General features: G+C 43.4%; 22 protein-coding genes. 19 read left to right on the top strand and 3 right to left on the bottom strand.

Features of this window, described 5'->3' with window-relative positions; translation table 11 throughout:
* Nucleotides 1-2: 2 nt before the first annotated feature.
* The 14 genes from FZC88_RS08940 to abc-f all read left to right on the top strand — a co-directional run bounded on the left by FZC88_RS08940 (nucleotide 3) and on the right by abc-f (nucleotide 10740).
* Nucleotides 3-215, top strand: a complete 213-nt coding sequence (locus FZC88_RS08940) for a hypothetical protein (RefSeq protein ID WP_148994515.1) — start codon at nucleotides 3-5, stop codon at nucleotides 213-215.
* Between the two features lie 134 nt (nucleotides 216-349).
* Nucleotides 350-778, top strand: coding sequence for a flavoprotein (locus tag FZC88_RS08935; RefSeq protein ID WP_148994514.1), 429 nt, complete (start codon nucleotides 350-352; stop codon nucleotides 776-778).
* Between the two features lie 622 nt (nucleotides 779-1400).
* The gene (locus FZC88_RS08930) at nucleotides 1401-1637 is read left to right on the top strand and encodes a hypothetical protein (RefSeq protein WP_148994513.1); all 237 of its coding nucleotides are present in this window, start codon (nucleotides 1401-1403) and stop codon (nucleotides 1635-1637) included.
* Nucleotides 1638-1722: 85 nt separating this feature from the next.
* A complete protein-coding gene (locus FZC88_RS08925; RefSeq protein ID WP_148994512.1) occupies nucleotides 1723-2190 on the top strand; it encodes a DinB family protein in 468 nt (155 codons plus the stop codon).
* Nucleotides 2191-2280: 90 nt separating this feature from the next.
* Nucleotides 2281-2724 (top strand): cell wall hydrolase, encoded by a 444-nt coding sequence (locus FZC88_RS08920; RefSeq protein WP_148967906.1) that lies wholly within the window; start codon nucleotides 2281-2283, stop codon nucleotides 2722-2724.
* 119 nt (nucleotides 2725-2843) lie between these two features.
* Nucleotides 2844-3236, top strand: a complete 393-nt coding sequence (locus FZC88_RS08915; RefSeq protein WP_148994511.1) for a nucleoside 2-deoxyribosyltransferase — start codon at nucleotides 2844-2846, stop codon at nucleotides 3234-3236.
* The gene (locus tag FZC88_RS08910; protein ID WP_148994510.1) at nucleotides 3233-3754 is read left to right on the top strand and encodes a hypothetical protein; all 522 of its coding nucleotides are present in this window, start codon (nucleotides 3233-3235) and stop codon (nucleotides 3752-3754) included. Before FZC88_RS08915 ends, FZC88_RS08910 begins: the two co-directional genes overlap by 4 nt.
* Before the next feature lie 321 nt (nucleotides 3755-4075).
* Complete coding sequence (locus FZC88_RS08905) at nucleotides 4076-4666, top strand: kinase (RefSeq protein WP_148994509.1); 591 nt, start codon at nucleotides 4076-4078, stop codon at nucleotides 4664-4666.
* A 162-nt stretch (nucleotides 4667-4828) separates the two neighbouring features.
* A complete protein-coding gene (locus FZC88_RS08900) occupies nucleotides 4829-5269 on the top strand; it encodes an NUDIX hydrolase (RefSeq protein WP_262371808.1) in 441 nt (146 codons plus the stop codon).
* Between the two features lie 80 nt (nucleotides 5270-5349).
* Nucleotides 5350-5535 (top strand): hypothetical protein, encoded by a 186-nt coding sequence (locus FZC88_RS08895; protein ID WP_262371807.1) that lies wholly within the window; start codon nucleotides 5350-5352, stop codon nucleotides 5533-5535.
* Nucleotides 5536-5881: 346 nt separating this feature from the next.
* Nucleotides 5882-6661, top strand: coding sequence for an SDR family oxidoreductase (locus FZC88_RS08890; RefSeq protein WP_148994508.1), 780 nt, complete (start codon nucleotides 5882-5884; stop codon nucleotides 6659-6661).
* A gap of 127 nt (nucleotides 6662-6788) precedes the next feature.
* A complete protein-coding gene (locus FZC88_RS08885) occupies nucleotides 6789-7358 on the top strand; it encodes a TetR/AcrR family transcriptional regulator (RefSeq protein WP_148994507.1) in 570 nt (189 codons plus the stop codon).
* Between the two features lie 49 nt (nucleotides 7359-7407).
* Nucleotides 7408-8340 (top strand): NAD(P)H-binding protein, encoded by a 933-nt coding sequence (locus FZC88_RS08880; RefSeq protein WP_148994506.1) that lies wholly within the window; start codon nucleotides 7408-7410, stop codon nucleotides 8338-8340.
* A 474-nt stretch (nucleotides 8341-8814) separates the two neighbouring features.
* A complete protein-coding gene (abc-f, locus tag FZC88_RS08875; protein WP_148994505.1) occupies nucleotides 8815-10740 on the top strand; it encodes a ribosomal protection-like ABC-F family protein in 1926 nt (641 codons plus the stop codon).
* Nucleotides 10741-10801: 61 nt separating this feature from the next.
* On the opposite strand, the gene FZC88_RS08870 is transcribed toward abc-f, so the two are convergent.
* Both FZC88_RS08870 and FZC88_RS08865 read right to left on the bottom strand, forming a co-directional pair.
* Nucleotides 10802-11722 carry a helix-turn-helix domain-containing protein gene (locus FZC88_RS08870; protein WP_262371851.1) on the bottom strand — a complete coding sequence of 307 codons (921 nt, stop codon included), beginning with the start codon at nucleotides 11720-11722 and terminating at the stop codon, nucleotides 10802-10804.
* Nucleotides 11723-11901: 179 nt separating this feature from the next.
* Nucleotides 11902-12741: a LysR family transcriptional regulator gene (locus tag FZC88_RS08865; protein WP_148967915.1), complete on the bottom strand. Its 840-nt coding sequence runs from the start codon at nucleotides 12739-12741 to the stop codon at nucleotides 11902-11904.
* Between the two features lie 103 nt (nucleotides 12742-12844).
* Here FZC88_RS08865 and FZC88_RS08860 point away from each other — a divergent pair, with 103 nt between their 5' ends.
* The 5 genes from FZC88_RS08860 (at nucleotide 12845) to FZC88_RS08840 (ending at nucleotide 18908) form a co-directional block, all read left to right on the top strand.
* Nucleotides 12845-13693, top strand: a complete 849-nt coding sequence (locus FZC88_RS08860; RefSeq protein WP_148994503.1) for a sulfite exporter TauE/SafE family protein — start codon at nucleotides 12845-12847, stop codon at nucleotides 13691-13693.
* A 574-nt stretch (nucleotides 13694-14267) separates the two neighbouring features.
* Nucleotides 14268-15557 carry a M20 family metallo-hydrolase gene (locus FZC88_RS08855; RefSeq protein WP_148994502.1) on the top strand — a complete coding sequence of 430 codons (1290 nt, stop codon included), beginning with the start codon at nucleotides 14268-14270 and terminating at the stop codon, nucleotides 15555-15557.
* Between the two features lie 53 nt (nucleotides 15558-15610).
* On the top strand, nucleotides 15611-17221 hold the full coding sequence (locus FZC88_RS08850; RefSeq protein WP_187443555.1) for an amidohydrolase: 1611 nt from the start codon (nucleotides 15611-15613) through the stop codon (nucleotides 17219-17221).
* Nucleotides 17218-17439: a DUF3311 domain-containing protein gene (locus tag FZC88_RS08845; protein ID WP_148967918.1), complete on the top strand. Its 222-nt coding sequence runs from the start codon at nucleotides 17218-17220 to the stop codon at nucleotides 17437-17439. Before FZC88_RS08850 ends, FZC88_RS08845 begins: the two co-directional genes overlap by 4 nt.
* Nucleotides 17439-18908 (top strand): sodium:solute symporter family protein, encoded by a 1470-nt coding sequence (locus tag FZC88_RS08840; RefSeq protein WP_148994501.1) that lies wholly within the window; start codon nucleotides 17439-17441, stop codon nucleotides 18906-18908. The genes FZC88_RS08845 and FZC88_RS08840 overlap by 1 nt, the downstream gene beginning before the upstream one ends.
* A gap of 170 nt (nucleotides 18909-19078) precedes the next feature.
* Here FZC88_RS08840 and nagZ read toward each other — a convergent pair whose 3' ends face one another.
* On the bottom strand, nucleotides 19079-20758 hold the full coding sequence (gene nagZ / locus FZC88_RS08835; RefSeq protein ID WP_148994500.1) for a beta-N-acetylhexosaminidase: 1680 nt from the start codon (nucleotides 20756-20758) through the stop codon (nucleotides 19079-19081).
* Nucleotides 20759-20855 lie beyond the last annotated feature (97 nt).

Raw genomic sequence — 20855 nt, 5'->3', positions numbered from 1 at the left:
GAGTGAAAGAAAATATGAAACTGGCATGGATTGCTTCCTGGTTTGCACTGGTTGGTCAACTGGCATTTTTCATCTGTGTGGCGCTGTTCACAGGGGATTGGCGCTATGTCATGTGGAGTTTTATGGTCAGCATGGCAGCTGGCGTTCCAAGCATGATACGTACCTGGCTGACGCAGAAAAAAATAAATGATCAAAAAGCGAATTCCGTCCAATAAATACGGCTTCCGCTTTTTCAGGATAAAATGTGTTACTCAGAGCAGGAGGCTGAAGGTATTGGGAAATTGAAACAGGATTTACGTTTCCTTTAGATAAGACTGATGATTGATCAAATCATTTTAGGGGGTATTTTATGAGCGACGAGACGTTCAGACCGTTTATTGATGCTTTTTTGGATGCTTGGAATCGGTCATCTTTAATGGAGCTGGCATATTTCATTTCAAAGGAGTATCAAGCAAGAGAAGTGACGGGAGGAGAAATCGCAGACTTTGGTTATGAAGAATCGATTGAAGGGTGGAAGCAAGGGTTTCATTTTGTGAAGGTCAACGATGCAAAGTGGGATGTAAATGAAATGTCCATCATTCCGTTAAGGGAAGATGAAATCATGGCCATCCTATCAGCAACCATCCATATCCAAGGGAAATCAATGGAGACAGCCAATATCTTTTTTAATACATTTAAGAAGAACAAACATAGCGAGTGGAGGCTGGTAAGGAGCTACATTGAGGCAGGGGTTTCGATTGAGAAACTAAAGGATCAATATGAGCAGCAGGTGGAATGAATGGGTATATATTCTGGTCCTATTCAAATGAAAAGCTAGAAAACGTGTATGCTGTCTAAAAAGTGGCTGGCCGAAAAGTTGCATTAACGACTATTTGGCCAACCCTTTATTTATGAATTTCCAACGATTCCATTCTGACCACTGGAACCTTAAAAATTTTTATCCTTCTCTGATTTTCTTTTGAAAAAGAGGATCGTAGCTATAATAAGGACCAAGATAATGGCCATCGGTATGATGACAAATAACGCAACTCCAGATTCTCCAAAGATGGGAATTCCTCCTCTCAGGTGATTGATCATAGCTTCTCTTTTCCCTTTTATTATTTCGGTAAAACTTTATGGAATACATTGAGATGCATCGAGGGACGCACCTTGATCGAATTAAAAAGAAAAGATGCTATTATTAATCAGTTTTTGCTATATTTTTTGGAAAATGAAACTTTTTCCAGTGGTTTACGTATAGAAAAAGTAAAATGGGGTTTTATCCCTTTCCAAACAAGGGGATGAGCATGTTAAGCAGGAAGGTGGGAGAACATGAGCAGGAAATCATTGCTGGAAGTGATTATGTGGAAATTACATCGCACGAAGAATAACCAGAAGGTACAAATAATGGAGGATAAACAATGGATAATACCGACAAAAGAAACCGTTTAGATGAAGCTCCTTTTCGGTATCGGGTCAACAAAGATCAATCCGTCTTTATCGAATATGAAGGGAAACAGGTGAAAATTTTAAAAGGAAAGGACGCCGAAAAGTTTATCAGGAATGTGAACGCGGCTGAAAATGACAAAGCCGTACAACTCATCATGGCGAAGATAACAGGTAATTTTAAAAGGGGAAATGAACGGAAGAAGAGGTGAATTATAGGGGGATGGCATCAGTATCCATCCTGAACAACGTACACTTTACAACTTCAAATACAAACTTTCCTTGGAGGAGGTTAAGATGAATCCCTATTGTAAATCAGCATTACATCAAATTCAGGTTTGTATCGAAACCCTGGTGAAAATGATCGACCAATTGGAAGAGAAAGACTTACATGTAAGACCTGCTCCAGACAAGCTTTCCGTCGGAGAACTTTTAGAGCATATTGCACTCATTTGTGAAGCGGATTGGCGCATATCCAATGAAGCTTCTCAAGACGATATGGAAGCTTATTATTTATCGGTTTCATATCAAGATTTAACCTCGATACGAGAAGGATTGCTGGAACATTTTGAATCACTTTGTTCTAACTATCAAACTTTATCAGAAAAAGCTCTTCTCACGGAAACAACCTCCCATTGGGGAGTGACATACACAAGATATGAATGGCTTTTAGAAATAGTCGCTCATATGTATCATCATAGAGGACAACTACACTCCATGCTGGTGCAATGTGGCAAGGATCCAGGGCTTTTATTGTTTGAATAGAGAGAGGTACTTAAAAACTAACCGCTCCTATTTTATAAATAATGACATCAATGTGGGCTTTTTTCATAAAATGTTTCTGAGGTGAAAAAAATGCCAAGAGTCAAATACACAGATGCAGATGTTGCTTTAATGGCGAGGATGATGCGTGCGGAAGCCGAGGGTGAAGGGAAACAAGGTATGTTATACGTCGGAAACGTCATCGTGAATCGTGCGAAAGCGGATTGTTTAGACTTTAAAAAAGTGAGAAGTATCCGACAAGTCATATTTCACGTACAGGGAGGAAATTATTCCTTTGAAGCCGTCCAAAAGGGGAACCTCTTTTATAACAGGGCGAGGTCGGTTGAAAAAAAATTAGCCAAAAAGAATTTGGATTATTGGGCTCAGCACCCGGCGAAATATGCTCTTTGGTATTTCAACCCCTATGCCCCATGTCCTCCAACCTGGTACGATCAACCTTTTTCCGGTCAATTTAAAAATCATTGTTATTATGAACCGGCAGCGGGATCTTGTGCAAGTGTTTATACGGGTGGGTAAGCATCCTTTTTCCATCTGGCAAATTCTGAAGGGAGCTTCCTGGTTAGCAGGTGTTCCCTTTTTTAATTGAGATATTATGGTAAAATCAGGTTGTGATTTCAATAAGAAAGGAGCATCACATGAACTTTTATGTTGCATCAAGCTTTCATAACATTAAGCAAGTACGTGAAGTAAGTGACCGTTTAAAAAGAAAAGGGTATATCCATACATATGACTGGACTCAGAATAGCAGGGCTTTCACGGTTGAGGAGCTGAAAAAGATTGGTGAAAAGGAAAAACAGGCCATCATCGAATCCGATGTGGTCCTCGTATTATTGCCAGGGGGGAAAGGAAGTCATGTTGAACTTGGGATAGCACTTGGCCTCGATAAACGAGTTATTTTATACTCCCCTCATGACGAAGTAAGTGACTTTGCTCAGACAACGACATTCTATCATTTGCCAGAGGTTGAAGTATGTACCGGAAGCGTTGAGGAATTAGTGGACTATGTGACTGCAGGTAACGTTCTATGAGAAAAGTGCTCCTAGCATTTTTACTTGTGGGTTATCCCGTCATCGGGTGTTCTAATCAAGAAAAGCACATCAATTATACTTCTCCTTCCAGGCAGGAAGTGGACGACTTTATCAGCGAACATAACATCCATCCCTTAACTATCGAAGAAACAGAGGACGTCACCATCCTATTACTTCAAAATGGAATCTATTATCTTTCCAAAAACAACGAGAGTGATAAGTTGGTAGAAGGCTATGTCGGATGGAGTGAGAACGACAATCAAAAAGTGAACCTGGGATTGAGCAATACCGGAATGCCTCATGCCCATGTGATCATAAACGATGAGCGCCTCCTCGACGAAGCGAAGGAAGTGAAGGTTGAGTTTCATGACGGCACAACGGTCATTCAGCCATTAGACGGTAAACGAGGAATGATCTTGTTTTATGATAAAAACAAAAGGGATCTCACCATCCACAACGAACTTCATCTAACGATCTACAATCAAGATGGCACAGTGATATATGAAGACAGCTTTTAATAATAGAGGGACGGACCTTGAATCTGGATAGTGAATATTCGACAAGATGTTCATATATTAAAAATGTGGAACATAAACATTGAAAACCGGTTCATAAATCCTGATTCCGGACCATAAATCTCGAATCCGGATCAAAAGTTGCTCAAACTGGATCATAACTATACTCAAACGACCTACAAACTTCTTTCCGCTCACTCATACATCCCTCTAAGTCCGCTTTTTTGTTATGAGAGGCCATTTCATGTATAAATTGGGGTTTTATGAGCGAAGCCATTGATGCGACATTGCATAGAGACGGATTCTAAAAAAAAGGAGAACATAATGAAAATCCAACTTGATATAAAGGAACTCCTGGCTACCATTCAATCTGATGACAGAACCATCTTAGGAATAGACGGCCTGAGCCGTTCCGGAAAAACAACGTTTGTGGAGCAACTGAGGGAAAGCCTGAAAAAAGAAAAGATTGATCATCATATCTTTCATATCGATGACCACATCGTTGAACGCAACCGACGATATCATACTGGATTTGAAGAGTGGTATGAATATTTTCACCTGCAATGGGACGTTGTTTGGTTAAGAGAAAACTTTTTTAGCAAGCTGTTGCAAGACAATCAAATCACCCTTCCGTTTTATGATCCACATACGGATACCCGTGACAGTAGAACGATTACGCTTCCACAGTCAGGTCTCATCATCGTGGAAGGTGTCTTCCTCCAAAGGAAGGAATGGGCAGACTTCTATCACCACCTCATCTTTTTGGATTGTCCCCGGGAAAAGAGATTTATGCGGGAAGCAGAAACTGCTAAACAGAAACGGGACAAGTTTGAGAATAGATATTGGAAGGCGGAAGATTATTATTTGAATACCTTTCATCCATGGGAAAGTGCTGATATTGTTTTGAAGACTTGATAACGGTTGGATAGCTTAACTAAGTTAAGCTGTACCTTGTACCTTATAAAATAAAACTGGGAATCAGTATTTTGATTTTCCAGTTTTTATTAAAACAACGATTGAGTTCCTTATTGTTTTTTGAAATAATTGGTAGTGGTAAGGAAGAGGAGGAGAAGTTTTTTGATTCCAAATGATCAACGTACACAAACGATTTACTCACCACCCAAACATATCATCTCAGCAGCAACGATCGTACAGAATGAAAAAGGAGAAATCCTGTTAATCAAAGGTCCCAGAAGAGGATGGGAAATGCCGGGGGGACAAGTGGAAGAAGGAGAGTCCCTGAAGGAAGCGGCCATCCGGGAAACGAAGGAAGAATCAGGGATAGATATCGAAGTAGTCAAATTTTGCGGGGTGTTTCAGAATGTAAGCCGTTCGATCTGTAACACACTGTTTTTAGCCAGGGCGATAGGAGGGATGCCAACCACTTCCTCGGAAAGTCTGGAAGTCGGGTTCTTTCCGGTTGAGGAAGCCTTGGATATGGTCAATTGGAAGAACTTCAGGGAAAGAATCGAATACTGTTTGGATGAAACGAAACACCCGTTTTATATCGATTTTTGATACGGGGATGTACCATTAATTTGATATTGATATAAAGGATAAATTCAATGTGCCTTCATACTCTGTATAAGGGGTGATGAATGATGTGGTGGTTTGTGATCCTGATAGCGGGAACTTTACTATTTGCTTTACTCATCGATATCAGGCGAAAGAGAAGGGGAAACGACCGGCATGTACAGGGGATTCACCCTTCTGCTAAACCTGGTGAAGATCGGAATTACACCATGGGAGGTGGCCGTGACTCCGGTGGCGGCTCGGGGCATTGATCTGAAGGCTCAGAAGTATAGGAAGCAAAGGAAGCTTTTTCAAAAACCATAGATTGTCTATTGAAAAAAATTCCATTATACTTCTTAGTGAGAGATGTAGACGAAAGGGGACTTCAATCAGACATGTGGACAATCTTGTAATGATGAACGAGATCAATAGACTATGAACCTATCATTCTGACGGGAGAAGTGTGTCTATTTGACCATCATATACAAGGAGCACCTGGTGTGATTGAATACCCGACACCCTGAGTGGATACTTGTGTATCCGCTTTTTTGTGTGCAGGGATATATACATCTCTTAGTGACATCTATTAGCTTCCTGTAAAAATTGGAGGAATATGAAATGACCAATCTAAAAGATAAAGTGGCAATCGTGACAGGAGCAAGCCGTTCAAAAGGAATAGGAGCAGCGATTTGCCGTTCGCTTGCTGGTGCCGGGGCAGATATCTTTTTTACCCATTGGACCGCGTTTGATGAGGCGAGTGGAAATGGAGTAGAGAATGAGTTTCCGGAAACCTTTTGTGAAGAATTAAAACAAATGGGCGTACGTGCTTTTCATATAGAGGTTGACCTGAGCGAAGAGGGATCGCCTCGTCGAATAATGGATCGGGTAGAGGAAACTCTGGGAACACCAAGCATACTAGTAAACAATGCCACATTCGAGTCACCGGCTAATTTCAGGACTTTGAACAAAGACATTCTGGATAAACATTATCAAGTGAACAATAGCGGTACCCTCATGCTGACGATGGAGTTTGCGAAGAGATATGGAATAGCCTTTCCTGAAAGAAAAGACGGGCGGATCATCAACATGGTGTCAAAGGGTCCGGATCCCAATAACCTGGCCTACATTGCATCAAAAGGCATGTTGATTGCCATCACGGAGCCATTATCCGTCGGCCTCGCACCAATTGGCATCACCGTCAATTCGATTGATCCGGGTCCGACCGATTCAGGGTGGATCAATGAAGAGTTAAGGAATCACTTACTTCCGATGTTTCCAATGGGTCGTCTGGGTCAACCCGAGGATGCAGCAAAGTTGATCCGATTTTTAGCCAGTGATGATTCCGGATGGATTACCGGACAGCTGATCAAATCAGAGGGTGGTTTTTTGGGTAAGTAATTAAGAGGGACGGACCTCCGGCTTACCGGAGGTCCGTCCCTCTTATTGGTAAAAAAATCCTTGACATCAACTTCGTAAGCCAAGTATTATTTAATTAAACACTGGTCAATAAAAGGATGGGAATTGTATGTCACCGAGAAAAGCAGTAGCACAGGAGCTAACGAAAGAAATGGTGATGGCGGCGGCACGGGAGCTTTTTCTAAAGAAGGGCTATCAGCAGGTGTCCATGAGGCAGATTGCGTCTGAGCTTGGATACAGTCACGGCTCCATCTACTACCATTTCAAAAATAAAGCAGAATTGTTCTATGCCATGATTGAAACCGATTTTAAGCTGTTGGATCAGTGGCTGGATGATGTGTTGGATCAGGATATGGATAACGAAGGGAAATTGAGGGGGATTCTTCTCGCCTTCATTCGATTCGGCCTGAGTCATAAAAGCCAGTATGAAATGATGTTTCTGCTTGCTGATGAGGAAGTCAAAAGCTACGTGAACAAAGGACCGAACGAATCCTATGAAAAATTCGCGCAAGCCCTTATCCAGCTAAGCGACCATGAGATCACTATCCAGCAGACATGGTCGATATTCCTGGCACTACACGGGTTTGTCAGTCATTACTGCCGTTGTGATGAAACATATGAAGAAGTGGAGAACCTAGCAAAATCGCACGTGAATTTTGTCCTTAAATCAATAGGATAAAATTTTTTGGATGTATTTGACCAGTGGTTAATTAAAAGGGGGACTTTTAATGAAAAAGGCAATGGTGGTAGGTGCTTCTGGAGGAATGGGGTATGCCCTTGTAATGGAATTGATCAGCAGGGGTGTCGAGGTCGTTGCATTTACCAGAGGAAAAGAGAAGTTGACCAGGTTATTCGGAGGTATGGAACGTGTCACCATCAACCCTGGGGACGCAGAAAATCAAGACCAGCTTATTCATGCGTCAAAGGGCAGAGATATTATCTTTCATGCCATGAACCTGCCTTATGAAGAGTGGAAACAAACATTAATGACCATTACAGGAAATATCATCCTTGCAGCGGAACAAAACAACGCCAGGTTGGCCGTTGTAGACAATATCTATGCCTACGGACGAAGCGGGGGTGAAAAGCTGACAGAAGAAAGTGAAAAACACCCTCATACACGTAAAGGAAAACTGCGCTTACAAATGGAACAGATGATCAAGCAATCTTCTGTTCCGGCACTTATCTGCCATGTCCCCGACTTTTATGGACCCAACGCGACCAACACTTATATTCACTTTACACTAGAGCAATTGTTGACAAAGAAGAAAGCAGGGTTCGTAGGTCCCCGGAATGTCGCCCGGGAATTCATATATACCAAGGATGGGGCTAAAGCGATGGTGGAGCTTGCGCGCCATGAGGAAGCATTCGGGCATAATTGGAATATACCTGGGGTAGCATCGATTAAAGGAAACGAGGTAGAGCAGATTCTAAAAAGGCAGCTTGGGAAAGATAAGGGGCTTTATTATATCTCGAAATCAATGTTTGCTGTGTACGCTCTGTTCGCAGGTAAGGGAATGCGTGAGGCGTTGGAGATGCAGTATATTAACTCGGAACCTACCATTCTATCTGGAGAAAAGATGGATGGATTGTTGGGCAAGCGGCAGCACACATCCTATGAACAGGGGATTGCAGAAACAATTGCCTATATGAGAATGTAATCAGACACCGGACGGACCCCAGCCTGCCTATTTACAAATTTACCAAAAAGTGCAATAATTAAGAAAATGTCGGAGGAGGGAAAGTAAGTTTATGGAACCAACTAATTGCTAATTAATTTATTTTTTAAATTAATACGGATTTTTGTATTGAGTGTGAACAGGTCTACGAAAGATAGGCTTATTTGTTATGCTCTTTATGGAATCAGGGCAATTAGAAGGAAACTTACTTTACTGATATCAGGATGATCATGTTTCGTGAAGCATTCAACTTAGGCTTGCTGTGCCAGGCATTTTTTTGCATATGCCTGATTGGGCAGCTTTATGAACATGATGATACATGGATGCTACAGGACTGTAAGAAGAAACCCTCTTCTTACGGTCTTTTTTATTATACAAATGAATAGAAGTGAAGGTCTTTCTTAACGCCATCCATTAAAAGTGTAACGTCAAATATGGATGAGAGAAGGAACGTGTATGTTGGAACTAAAATTAAATGGGATTAGAAAATATATGGAAGCGACGCTGGTGGTGAAGGATGTAACGTTGGAAGTGTATGAAGGGGATAAGGTCGGAATCGTTGGGGCAAATGGAAGCGGTAAGAGCACAATCTTGAAGTTGATTGCAGGAATCGAGCCGATGAATTACTATCCTGGTTATCCCCAGACATCGAGTCATGGATATGACGAAGGTCTCATTCATATATCGAGGGGAGCGACAACAGCGTATCTGGAACAGTCTCCTTTGTACCCAAAAGGTGTGAAAGTCAGTGATGTTCTGAATCTGGCCTTTAAAGAGATTGACAGAGTGGAGAAACAGATGCGTGAACTGGAAGAGCAGTTGACCTTTTTACAGGAGGATGAGCTCCAGCGGGCACTTACTAAATACAGTGATCTCACTCAGCTGTTTGAAGTAAAGGGAGGGTATGAACGAGAGGAAAAAATGAGCAGGGTTTGCACAGGGCTGCAGCTGACGGAGAGCTTCTTGGAAAGGGAATTCGACTTATTGAGCGGAGGGGAGAAGACAACGGTCATCCTCGGAAAGCTCCTGATTCACGAGCCGGATATCCTGCTTCTTGATGAGCCGACCAATCACCTTGATATGGAATCGATTGAATGGCTGGAGGGGTATCTGAAGAGCTACAAAGGAATGGTTATCATTGTATCCCATGACCGCTATTTTCTGGATAACGTCGTGACAAAGATCATGGAAATCGAGGATATGAGTTCGATTAGCTACAAGGGAAACTACTCGGCTTTTATCAGCCAGAAAGAAGAAAATATGCGCATTCAATACGAGCATTTCAGGGAACAGCAAAAGAAAATCCACCGCATGGAAAAGACCGTATTGAGTCTGCGTGACTGGGCGATGAGGGCTGATAATACCAAGTTCTTTAAAAGAGCCGCAAGCGTTCAAAAGAAGCTGGATAAGATGGATCGCATCGATAAGCCAGTGTTTGATCGAAGGAATATGAGGCTGGATGTGCGAGCTGCAGAGAGATCCGGTAATGAAACCATTAAGGCGGTGGGGCTTTCTAAACGCTATGAGAATAAAAAGATTTTTAACAACACAGACGTCATGATTCGTTTTGGAGAAAGGGTAGGCTTGCTGGGTCCGAATGGAAGCGGGAAAACCACTTTCTTAAAAATGCTTATGGGAGAAGAGCGTCCGGATGAAGGGGTGTTAGAATTTGGTGCCAATGTAAAGGCAGCCTATTTGCCACAAAATATTGCCTTTAATAATGAGGAAGTCACCGTGCTGGACTGTTTCCGGGAGGATCTTTCCATACATGAAGGAAAAGCTCGGGAATACCTGGCGAAGTTCATGTTCTACAAAGGCACCGTCTTCAAGAAAGTGAAGCATCTGTCAGGTGGGGAAAGAATCAGGTTGAAGCTTGCCATGCTGTTATTTCAGGATACCAATTTACTGATACTCGATGAGCCGACGAATCATCTGGATATTGATTCAATCGAAACCCTTGAGGAAGCCCTAGAAGACTTTGGGGGTACGATTTTCTTCATTTCCCACGATCGCTATTTTATCAACCGGATGGCGGAGAGAATCATTGCTGTAGAGGATTATTCTTTGAGAAGCTATCATGGGAATTACGATGAGTATAAGAGTGAAATAGAAAGGATACGGAGCCTGAAGGAGAGGAAAGGGTCTGTGGATGAAAAGAGCAAGAATCCATTGCGAAAATCTGAAGTTATTAATGAGGAAATGATACTGGCCAAAGTGTTGAAGAAAATCGGGAGTCTAGAAAACGAGTTAAGAGAAATTGATCTAGCCATGGAGACAGGTCATATTGAATACGATGAACTGAATAACCTGTATAGCAGGAAGCTTGATGTCGTGAAAGAACTGGATGCTGAGATGGAACTGTGGCTTCGTTATAGTGAGTGATAGTTTAGAGGGACGGACCTTTGCTTCGTGTGGAAGCTAAGGTCCGTCCCTCTTTTCAAAATTATTTAGGGATTTTATCTTGAATGAATTTCTGGTCAATATAGGGCATGATCGGAATGATTTCACTTATTCCCTTTTCAGATATGGCGTCTAAGGTAAGTTCATTCAGGTACTCTTTCTTCAGAAATGGGGCGATTGCGACAATGGATTTAAGTCCGTTATGCTTATACCCTTCTTTTACACAATGAATGAGCATTTCCTCACTGATAAAGGGTGCCATGGAAGACAAAGCTTCCAGCCCCGTCGACTCAAATTCCCTGGCTGCGCAATCATCTATGACTTCTTTGCTGATAAAGGGTGCCATGGAAGTTAAACCTTTCAGGCCATTTGATTCAAGTTCCAATTTGGCACATGAATTTATGATATCCTGACTGATGAAAGGTGCCAAGGGAGTCAAGGCTCCCAACCCATAGGACTCACATTCCCTCTTTGCACATTCGTCAATGATATCCTGGCTGATGTACGTTGCTATTGACGATAGTCCCTCGAGACGCCTTGATTCAAATTCCTTTTTAGCCAATGCATCAATCGAATCTTGATTAATATAAGGTGCTATTAAAAAGAGTTCCTCTGGAGATAATTCACCCTGCACGTTTTGATAGACCATGTCTGCCTGGTCTAATGTAAGAATGGGTGCCGCGTTTATAAATTCTTCCTTTTGGATGGGCCTGGAATCAGCCAGTGTCTCGTTCTCAACCAGTTCTTTGACTAATTGTGTGCCTTTAGTATTCGTTAAAATATCGTCTATGCTGACTTGAAATATCTTTGCAAGTTCAGGCAGTTTAGAGATATCGGGCATTGTCTGCCCCCGCTCCCAGTTACTTACCGCTTGGAAACTGGTCCCTAACAGATCTGCAAGCGCCATCTGTGTAATGTTTTTTTCCTTCCTTAACTGTGCGATTTGTTTCCCTACTTTTTTCATATCAAACAAAACAACCACCTCATTTAATAGTATAAATTAAGTGTAGCTTTAATTATGGAGAAAACCTATCAAGCATTGCTTGAGTTCCCAAAACCAACGGATTCAAGCGTGAGTTGAAAGGGATGTGACAGGTGAAAAAGAGGGACGGACCTTCAGCTTAGCGAAGGTCCGTCCCTATGTTAAGAAGGACTCTCAATCAACCCGACTAATTCCCTTACGATTGAGCCGGATTTTGTATTTTCGGGATATACGGCATAAAATGGCCGGTAAATCACATAAGGATCAATTGGAACAAGCTTTCCTTGAAAAACTTCATCTTTGACCATTGAGGTTGATAGAAATGCAATCCCCAGTCCCCTTACTGCGAGCTGCTTGATTAAGTAATGACTGCTTGCTTCAAGGATTTCTATGGGCACGATTCGTTCGGATCTCAGAAAATCGTCGGCATATTCCCTTGTTCCAGATCCGATTTCCCTGAGTATGAGGGGAGAAGTGTGCAGTTTCATGCGGATACTAGCGAAGAAACGCAGTTCGTCCCGGCTGATTACTTCCAATTGAAAGGGTTCCAGTCCACGCGTTCCCTCCACAAGGGCGAGATCAAGGTCATGGTGATTCAGTGCCTCCACAATGGTTTCATGATTGTGGATCATCAGCTGAAGGCGGACGTGTGGATAAAGGACCTTTATTTTCTTGACAAAGTCGGGAAGAAGTACGTCACTGACGGTGTGAGTGGCCCCTATACGTAATAGAATTTTCTCAGTCTTTTGTGTGACCTGTTCCATCTCCCTCCACAGTTCCAACATCTTTTTTCCTTGTTCAAACACCTCAAGCCCTGCAGGTGTTAATTGAAAAGACTGATTGGTAGAGGAGCGGTAGATGAGTTCAACTCCTAATGAATGTTCCAATTTCTTGATATGGACACTGACGGTCGGTTGGGACATATTCAGGAATTCACTTGTTTTCGTAAAATGCTGAAGCTGGGCGAGAGTGACAAAAGTTCGAATCCAGTCTAATTGCATACGGTCCCTCCATTACAAAACGTAATAGTCTACATTATTATAATTCATTTCTATTATAGCTTAAGGAAATGTATAATGTTAGACGAAGGAAGTGACCAACAAAATGGAATGGTTTTTATTTATCATAGGTGGTGCAGTCATCGGTATCATTTCCGGTTTCTTTGGTATTGGAGGCGGGATTGTCCTGACGCCAACCTTACTTGTACTTGGCTACGAACCGAGCCAGGCGATCGTTCTATCCTTAATGCTGACATTGGGATCGACTGTGACTGGGACAATGTCACACATTCGGTTAAAAAATGTAAATGGGAAATTAGCGGTTATCCTCGGGATGTTCGGGGTGATAGGGTCAGTCATCACCGTGCCATTTGTAAAATGGCTCGATCCAATCAATGGAGCTTCTACTGTCATCTCCATTGTCTATATTGGAATATTAAGCTGGTTTTCTTATCAGTTTTTAAGCAAACGACAAAAGGAAGCGAAAGCGAAAGGAGTATCTGCGGCTCCATTGATCGGACTTTTCACTGGTGTCATCTCGTCTCTTATGGGAGTCAGCGGTGGATTTGTCATGACCCCGCTCCTCTCGAAATGGCTGAAGCTTGATCTCAACAAAGCGATCGGAACCAGCATATCGGCAGCATCCATCATCGTGTTATCGGGAATCGGCTCGTACCTGTATGCGGGGGAAGCACTCGATTTTCGTCACGGAATCATGTTGATCATCGGAGCCTTGATCGGAACCCCGATAGGCTCAATTCAGCTGAAACGATTTTCAGGTGTGTCTGTAAAAAAGATGCTGGCTGTTTTGTACATGGTGGTCGCGGTCAGCGTGATTTTCAAGATGTTATCCATTTCCTCTGTCTCACTCGGACTGATCTTGACATCCGTGCTCGTTTTCTTTGGAATACTGATTTATTCACAGCAGCGAACCAAGAGAGCAGTGAATCAGTGATCTGGTTGAAAGCTGAAAGTCGGTTGAGCAAGTGGTTGAAGCATGTTCGTAGGTTTGACGATGAGATGCATATCGAAGTAGAGAGATCATTCGCATAGCGAGTGGCCTCTCTATTTTTTTGTGCGGTTAATGATGTGTTTTGCAATTTATGTAAATTGGCCGGGTTTTTTTCAAAAACGGCCGGATTTATCAGGATTTTGGCTGGATTAATGCGTATTTCGGCCGGATTATGTTCTCCTTCGCAAGTAATTGACAGCAGGAAAGGGAACTTGTCTTCAAAAGGGAAGCTGTTTTTTTGAAAACCACTGAGTCAATCGCTTCATTTTCAAAAGACTGGCAGGATTAAGTGAAAATGTTCTAGAAACTAGTCTAAATAGGGGAGTGGGTGTCGAAGGGGGGAGAGTGTCCGGTATTCAGGGAATAGAAGTCTCTGATTATTTTTCTGAAATTTCATTCTATTTGACATTCTGTACAAATCGCAAGTTCTTTTATAGACATCGTGTCTAATGATAAACAAGCCTTTTCAAAATAAACTTAAAATAAGCAAATAAAAAATGAAATAAAGGGTGATTCTATGTCAATTAATCGAGAAAGATTAAAGCGTCATCTAGAGGAGTTAGCAGAAATCGGGAAGATCGGGGAGACAGGCGTTTGCCGTTTGGCCCATTCCAAGGAGGATCGCATGGCGGTGGAAGTGGTGAAAGGCTGGATGGAAGAAGCAGGTTTAACGACAAAGATTGACGGCTTCGGGAATTTGATTGGAAGGATAGAAGGTGCCGACAAGGATAAGCCGATTCTTATGCTGGGCTCACACATTGATTCCCAGCCATATGGAGGAAGATTCGACGGGACAGCCGGGGCACTGGGAGCGGTCGAAGTGGTTCACTCAATGAAGGACAATGGAATCGTCCCGGACCGGACCATTGAAGTGATTTGTTTTTCCGATGAAGAGGGCTGCAGGTTTAACAAAGGAGTATTTGGAGTGCGGGCTATAGCCGGGATGCTGGAGGAAGGTGAACTGGACCGCAAAGACAAGCAGGGCGTTACGAGAAGAGAGGCGTTGAAGGAATTCGGTGTAGAGCCGGATGTAACTGCAAGTCCTGTATACCAAAAAGGTGATATCGCAGCGTTTCTGGAGTTACATATTGAACAGGGGCCGGTCCTTGAGGAAAAGGGAAAACCAGTCGGAATTGTTTCAGGCATCTCCGGACCGATCTGGCTGACGGTTACACTCGAAGGATTCGCAGGTCATGCGGGTTCCGTGCCGATGACGATGAGGCAGGATGCCCTTGTCGGGGCGTCGGAAACCATTCGGAAATTCGATGAACTGGTTAAAAAAGAAGGTACCGAAACAACGGTCGGAACGGTTGGCAGCATGCAGGTGTTCCCGAACTCAAGAAATATCATTGCCGAAAAGGTGGAGTTCACCGTAGACCTTCGAGATATAGACGTAGAAGCGCGCACGAAACTCGAGGAAAAACTCTATCAAATCATTGAAGAGACGGCAATCGGTTACAACCTTAAATATGAGATCAAAGAAGATACCCGGAGCGAGCCAAGATATTGTGCAGACTGGATCAAGAACATTATGAGAGAGGAAGATGAAAAGCTTGGACTTGATTCACCGACCTTGATGAGCGGGCCTTTCCATGATGCCTTATTCATGTCTTATATCAGCGATTACGGGATGATCTTCGTCCGCTGCGAAAAAGGTATCAGCCACAATCCCCTGGAGTTTGCGGAAATGGATGATATTGAAAAAGGAGTCGAGCTCCTATATGCAACGGCATTGAGGGTTTGTCAAGGAGATGGGGACAGGCACCTTACCCCAAAAGACGGCTCTGCTGCTGTTCATGAAAAGTAAGAGAATACCGGGACGAGGGACCTGTCCCTCTGTCCCGTTTGGGAGGTGATCGTTTGAGAGCGACGATGCTCTTCATAAACGGAGAAGTGGTCACTGTGAATTCTGAATTTTCCGTGAAAGAAGCGGTTGCCATTCAGGATAATAAAATACTCGCAGTCGGCACGAATGAAGAAATTTTGCGATATGCAGGTGAAGGAACGACGATTGTGAACTTGGAGGGAAGAAGTCTCCTGCCCGGCTTTATTGACGCCCATGCCCACCTCGAACTTTACGGAACCAATAAGCTCGGGGTGAACGGTAAGGAGGCAGGGAGTATAAAAGAACTCCTCGGGAAGTTGAAGGAGAAAGCACGATTGACTCCAAAAGGGGAATGGATACGGGGCTGGGGTTATAACCAAAACACCCTTAAAGAGGGAAGGCACATAACTCGGTGGGATCTAGATCAGGTTTCCACCGAGCACCCGATCATTGTGGTTCGGACATGCGGGCACATATCCTGCGTGAATTCGAAAGCGCTGGAGCTTGCGGGTATTTATCCTGAAACAGAAGATCCGAATGGAGGGAAATACGGCCGTGAAAACGGCAAATTAACCGGACTGCTGTTAGAAGCCGCACATATGAACATGTTTCTTACAGCCAATTATTCTGAAGAGGAAGTGGAGCAGGGATTGACCCTCGCTTCCCAGGATTATTTGGAAAATGGAATTACGAGTGTCCATGATGCCGGGGGATATGGGCCAGAACATATTCGATTCCTTCAAAAAGCAGTAGGAGCAAAGAGAGTAAAGCAGAGGGTCTATGCACTATACGGCTCGCTGCATGATTCTGTAGAAATGGTGGAGAAAGGTCTGGAAAGCGGAATCGGGACAGGCCTTGGGGATGAGTGGATGAAAATCGGGCCTGCCAAAGTGTTTATCGATGGAAGCAGCAGTGGTCCGACAGCCAAGACGAGGGAGGTCTACACGAGCAATCCGGATGACTCAGGCATTTTATATTTGAACCAGGAAGAAATAAATGAGTGCCTCGGAAAAGCGCATGAATCGGGATGGCAAATCACCGCGCATGCCATCGGGGACAAAGCGGTTGAAATGATGATCGGAGCCATTCGTCATGCTCTTGAGCGACATTCCCGTGAAAATCATCGTCACCGCATTGAACATTCCGGCATGACCCCGCCGGACCTCATTCAACAGATAAAAGAGTTGGAGATTGTTCCGATACCAAATCCAGCCTTCATCTATGAATTCGGTGACGGATACTTGAAGGATTATGGAGAACGGGTCGACGTCATGTTCCCCTTAACGAGCTTTTCAGAAGCACAGATTCCTTTTGCCATCGGCTCTGACAGTCCCATCACCATCGTGGATCCGCTCCACGGGATTTACTCAGCTGTCACTCGCATGAGTAAATCAGGTGAAGTGATAGGTGGCCGGCAACGAATCACTATAGAGGAAGCAATTAGGGCCTATACTTGGAATGGTGCATATGCGAGCTTTGAAGAGACCATTAAAGGCAGTATTGAAGCTGGGAAGCTTGCCGATCTGGTTGTGTTGAATGAATCGATTTTACACTGTGAACCTGAAAGATTAAGAGAGTTAAAAGTAGAGTTAACGATCCTTGATGGAAAAGTGGAATATGCAGCAAAAAAGGAGGGTGTCATATGAGTAAAAGCAAGTTTACGAAAATCTATTGCCTGTCTCTGATTTTACCGTTTCTTCTATTGATTTTCCCTTTGTTTTCAATTGGAAACAGGGCAACTCCGATCATCATGGGGATGCCGTTTTCGATATTCTGGGTGATTTTATGGATTATCATTACCTTTTTAATCGTTCTTATACTCTATCGAATAGATCCAGATAAAGATGAAGAGGAGGTCCATTAATGGCAGATTGGCAGATTGCAATGATCATGATGATCGGCTACCTTGTGATTGCACTTGTAGTTGGTGTGATGGCAGGAAGAGGTCATGATAAACATTCATTAGATGAGTTTACCGTTGCTGGCGGAGGTCTCGGTCTGGTTGTAATGTGGTTCCTGATGGGAGGGGCTGTGTTCAGTGCCTTTTCATTTCTTGGCGCACCGGGGTGGGCTTATTCCAAAGGAGCACCCGCACTTTATATTTTAACGTATACCGCTTTTGCGATCCTCCCATGGTACATCATCGGTCCGAAAATCGGGAAAATCGGCCGTAAATTCAATATTTACACGGTTTCCGGCTTTATGAAAAAACGGTACGGAGGAAAGACGCTGCCCATCTTAATCGGGGTGATTGCGTTACTCGCTTCGATTCAATACCTTGCCACGCAGATGAAAGGGATGGCCTACATCTTCAATATCATGACTGAAGGACGTATTCCTCTTTGGCTCGGAGCCCTGCTCGCGTATGGAATCGTAGTCATCTATGTTGCAACAGGTGGATTGAGGGCAGCGGCATGGTCTGACGTGTTCCAGGGGATCTTAATGATCGTCATCTCCTGGGTAGTCGGCCTTGCGATTGTAAATAAGCTCCACGACAGCGTGGGTGGGATGTTTACCAACCTCGTTCAGGACAATCCTGCCTTTTTTGAAATCGGGAATGAAGGGTCTGCCATGTCAGGGACAGCGTATACGACCACGATTCTCGTCTCTCTCATAGGGTTCTTAATGTGGCCACACCTATTTTCAAAGTCATATGCATCCAATGCACGAACGATTAAGAAAACCGTATTGGTGTATCCGATCTTTGCCCTGTTCCTTATCCCGCTATTATTTGTTGGCTTTTCTGCAGTGAATGTAGTCAATCCAGCTGACATTGGAGCACCGGATGAAATCCTTCCTTACCTGATAACCACCGTCCTTAGCCTTCCCGGCTGGGTTTACGGACTTGTAGGCGCAGGAGCGTTAGCGGCTGCCATGTCTACGGCAGATGCCATCACCCATAGTGCCTCGCTGGAATTTACGGACGGGGTCATTAAGAATGTAAAACCGGACATTTCTGATAAAACCACATTGCTACTGATGAGAATCGGTGTGTTTGTGGTCGGGGGACTTGCTTACTTTATCACCGTATTCGGGGGGCAGGGACTCATCGCCTTATTGCTCGGAGCCTATGGTTCCATCGTTCAATTCGCACCCGGGGTATACGGAGCTCTCTATTCGAAAAGAGTAACCGGACCGGCTGTCATCACTGGACTCGTCGTAGGTACATTCGTCAACTACTATTATCAATTAGTCGCAGAATCTACACCGTTCGACATCCATGCAGGTATTCTTGGATTGATCTGCAACATCGTCATCGTCATCGCGGTCAGTGTTTTCACTCAGCAAAAGAGTATCAGGATTGCTGAGGAGTATCGCAATATAGGATCCTAGTGGTACAGGCACCTAGTTCTTCTGGGAAAGATGACGTGCCTATTCTTTCCAAAGAGGGATACAACACAAAATCTTGGAAAAGAAAAGCCAAGGATGCTATTGGGTCAGCATTCTTGGCTTTTTGACTTTGATCATTTTTCAAATTATGCCTTATTAGACAACCTCTTCTTTTATTGCTCGATTTTATTTTTAATGGACTCAATCGATTGATTTAGCTTCGTTAAGTCAACCTCTCCCGTTTGGATATCCTCCAGCTTGTATGCTCTTTTCAATTCAATGATTCGGTTAACGCTGGCGTCAATTCGACCTTCGGATATTTCCCCGTTTTGGACTGCCTTTTTAAGTGCTTCAATTGCAGAGAGTGCTTTATTAAAGTCATGGGCGATTAGGATCAGGTCGCTGCCCGCTTTTACGGCTTGAACGGTCGCTTGGCCCATCCCGTAGTTGTTCGTAATGGCTTTCATGGTCATATCATCAGTGATCACGGTACCGTTGTAGTTCATCTTTTTGCGTAAGAGGTCTGTGATGATGCTCTTGGATAAAGACGATGGATATGTGTCATCGATCTTGGGGAGCAGGATATGAGCAACCATGACGAGATCAGCTCCACTGTTGATGGCTTCCCTGAATGGAATCAGTTCCAGGGATTCGAGTTCTTGAATGCTTTTGTTGACAACAGGAAGCTCCAGGTGTGAATCTACGGAAGTATCCCCGTGGCCAGGGAAGTGCTTGATGGTTGAAAGGATTCCCTCGGATTGAATACCTTTCATTGTTTGGATCCCTAATTCGCTGACGACATCAGGGTTATCACCAAAGGATCGATTGCCGATCACCGGGTTATCAGGGTTACTGTTAACGTCTAGAACGGGAGCAAAGTTCAGGTTGAACCCATACTCTTTTAATTCCTTTCCGAGTATCGTCCCCACTTCAAATGAAATATTCGGATCGTTTAAGGCTCCTATCTTTTTATTTGTAGGAAGGTTCACAAGCCCTCCTGGCAATCTTGTGACCTTACCGCCTTCCTGGTCGACACTTAAGAGGAGTGGTAATGGATTATTGACGTTGTCTGCTTTCATTTTATTAAGGAATTGGACCGTTTGACGGGGTCCTGACAAATTATCTGAGAAGAAGATAAATCCCCCTACTTTGTGCTGCTGGATTAGGGTTTTCGTATTTTCACCATCCTGAGTCCCATTCACACCGGCTATGATCATTTGGCCGACCTTTTCCTCCAGGCTCATAGTAGAAAGGATATCTGAATCTCCAGTATCCCCTTTCTCTTGAGCGATAACCGAAATGTGATCTACTTTGGGATTCTTATTTTCAATCGATGGTTTCGGCAATATCCATTTTAATTGGTAAAAGGAATTCACATCATAGATGAAAATGATCTGATCATGTGAAGCATCCTGGTAATATTTCGTCGCATTGGGATTGCCACTGACTTCTTTAATGTCATTGAGTCGAATCTGCTGCAGGACAGGGTCAAAGGAACGTACATCAAAAATTACGTTATCTTTCGATCCGACTGTCGTAGAATGATTGGAGAAATCTTGGTAAATCCCGGCTTCTGTTTGAACGGAATTGTCTGGTTTCCCCCATTTATCTGTTATTTCATCCATCTGTGTCATCCCTGCTGTGATGGGGATATTCGGCACTTTTCCCTCTTTAGCAGCGGATAGGACTTCTTTTATTGAAGACCCAGATGAAGACTCATCTTCTTCGGTGTGAGCGGAATCTTCTTGGGATGAATGATTCGGATCCATATTTTTTTCGATAAAAAAATAGTTTAGAGTAATCAAAATGAAAGTTAGAGATAAAAGGAGATATATTATTTTTTTATAGGACATAAGATTCTTCCTTTCTTTATGAAAGGTAACTTAACGGTACCAGTACTAAGGAATGATATTTTTTCCCGTTTTCTTCTCCATCCTGTATCTTGTTCTA

Source organism: Rossellomorea aquimaris, assembly GCF_008180865.1.
Taxonomy (GTDB): domain Bacteria; phylum Bacillota; class Bacilli; order Bacillales; family Bacillaceae_B; genus Rossellomorea; species Rossellomorea yichunensis.
Note: the sequence above shows the minus strand (reverse complement) of the source record. Positions and strands in the feature narration are given on the sequence as shown.

Coding starts and splice junctions, on each gene's coding strand:
- FZC88_RS08895 (WP_262371807.1), top strand. CDS start 5,350: ATGATGTGGTGGTTTGTGATCCTGATAGCGGGAACTTTACTATTTGCT.
- FZC88_RS08920 (WP_148967906.1), top strand. CDS start 2,281: ATGCCAAGAGTCAAATACACAGATGCAGATGTTGCTTTAATGGCGAGG.
- FZC88_RS08840 (WP_148994501.1), top strand. CDS start 17,439: ATGGCAGATTGGCAGATTGCAATGATCATGATGATCGGCTACCTTGTG.
- abc-f (WP_148994505.1), top strand. CDS start 8,815: ATGTTGGAACTAAAATTAAATGGGATTAGAAAATATATGGAAGCGACG.
- FZC88_RS08925 (WP_148994512.1), top strand. CDS start 1,723: ATGAATCCCTATTGTAAATCAGCATTACATCAAATTCAGGTTTGTATC.
- FZC88_RS08885 (WP_148994507.1), top strand. CDS start 6,789: ATGTCACCGAGAAAAGCAGTAGCACAGGAGCTAACGAAAGAAATGGTG.
- FZC88_RS08865 (WP_148967915.1), bottom strand. CDS start 12,741: ATGCAATTAGACTGGATTCGAACTTTTGTCACTCTCGCCCAGCTTCAG.
- FZC88_RS08890 (WP_148994508.1), top strand. CDS start 5,882: ATGACCAATCTAAAAGATAAAGTGGCAATCGTGACAGGAGCAAGCCGT.
- FZC88_RS08880 (WP_148994506.1), top strand. CDS start 7,408: ATGAAAAAGGCAATGGTGGTAGGTGCTTCTGGAGGAATGGGGTATGCC.
- FZC88_RS08935 (WP_148994514.1), top strand. CDS start 350: ATGAGCGACGAGACGTTCAGACCGTTTATTGATGCTTTTTTGGATGCT.
- FZC88_RS08860 (WP_148994503.1), top strand. CDS start 12,845: ATGGAATGGTTTTTATTTATCATAGGTGGTGCAGTCATCGGTATCATT.
- FZC88_RS08915 (WP_148994511.1), top strand. CDS start 2,844: ATGAACTTTTATGTTGCATCAAGCTTTCATAACATTAAGCAAGTACGT.
- FZC88_RS08910 (WP_148994510.1), top strand. CDS start 3,233: ATGAGAAAAGTGCTCCTAGCATTTTTACTTGTGGGTTATCCCGTCATC.
- FZC88_RS08905 (WP_148994509.1), top strand. CDS start 4,076: ATGAAAATCCAACTTGATATAAAGGAACTCCTGGCTACCATTCAATCT.
- FZC88_RS08930 (WP_148994513.1), top strand. CDS start 1,401: ATGGATAATACCGACAAAAGAAACCGTTTAGATGAAGCTCCTTTTCGG.
- FZC88_RS08855 (WP_148994502.1), top strand. CDS start 14,268: ATGTCAATTAATCGAGAAAGATTAAAGCGTCATCTAGAGGAGTTAGCA.
- FZC88_RS08870 (WP_262371851.1), bottom strand. CDS start 11,722: ATGAAAAAAGTAGGGAAACAAATCGCACAGTTAAGGAAGGAAAAAAAC.
- FZC88_RS08845 (WP_148967918.1), top strand. CDS start 17,218: ATGAGTAAAAGCAAGTTTACGAAAATCTATTGCCTGTCTCTGATTTTA.
- nagZ (WP_148994500.1), bottom strand. CDS start 20,758: ATGTCCTATAAAAAAATAATATATCTCCTTTTATCTCTAACTTTCATT.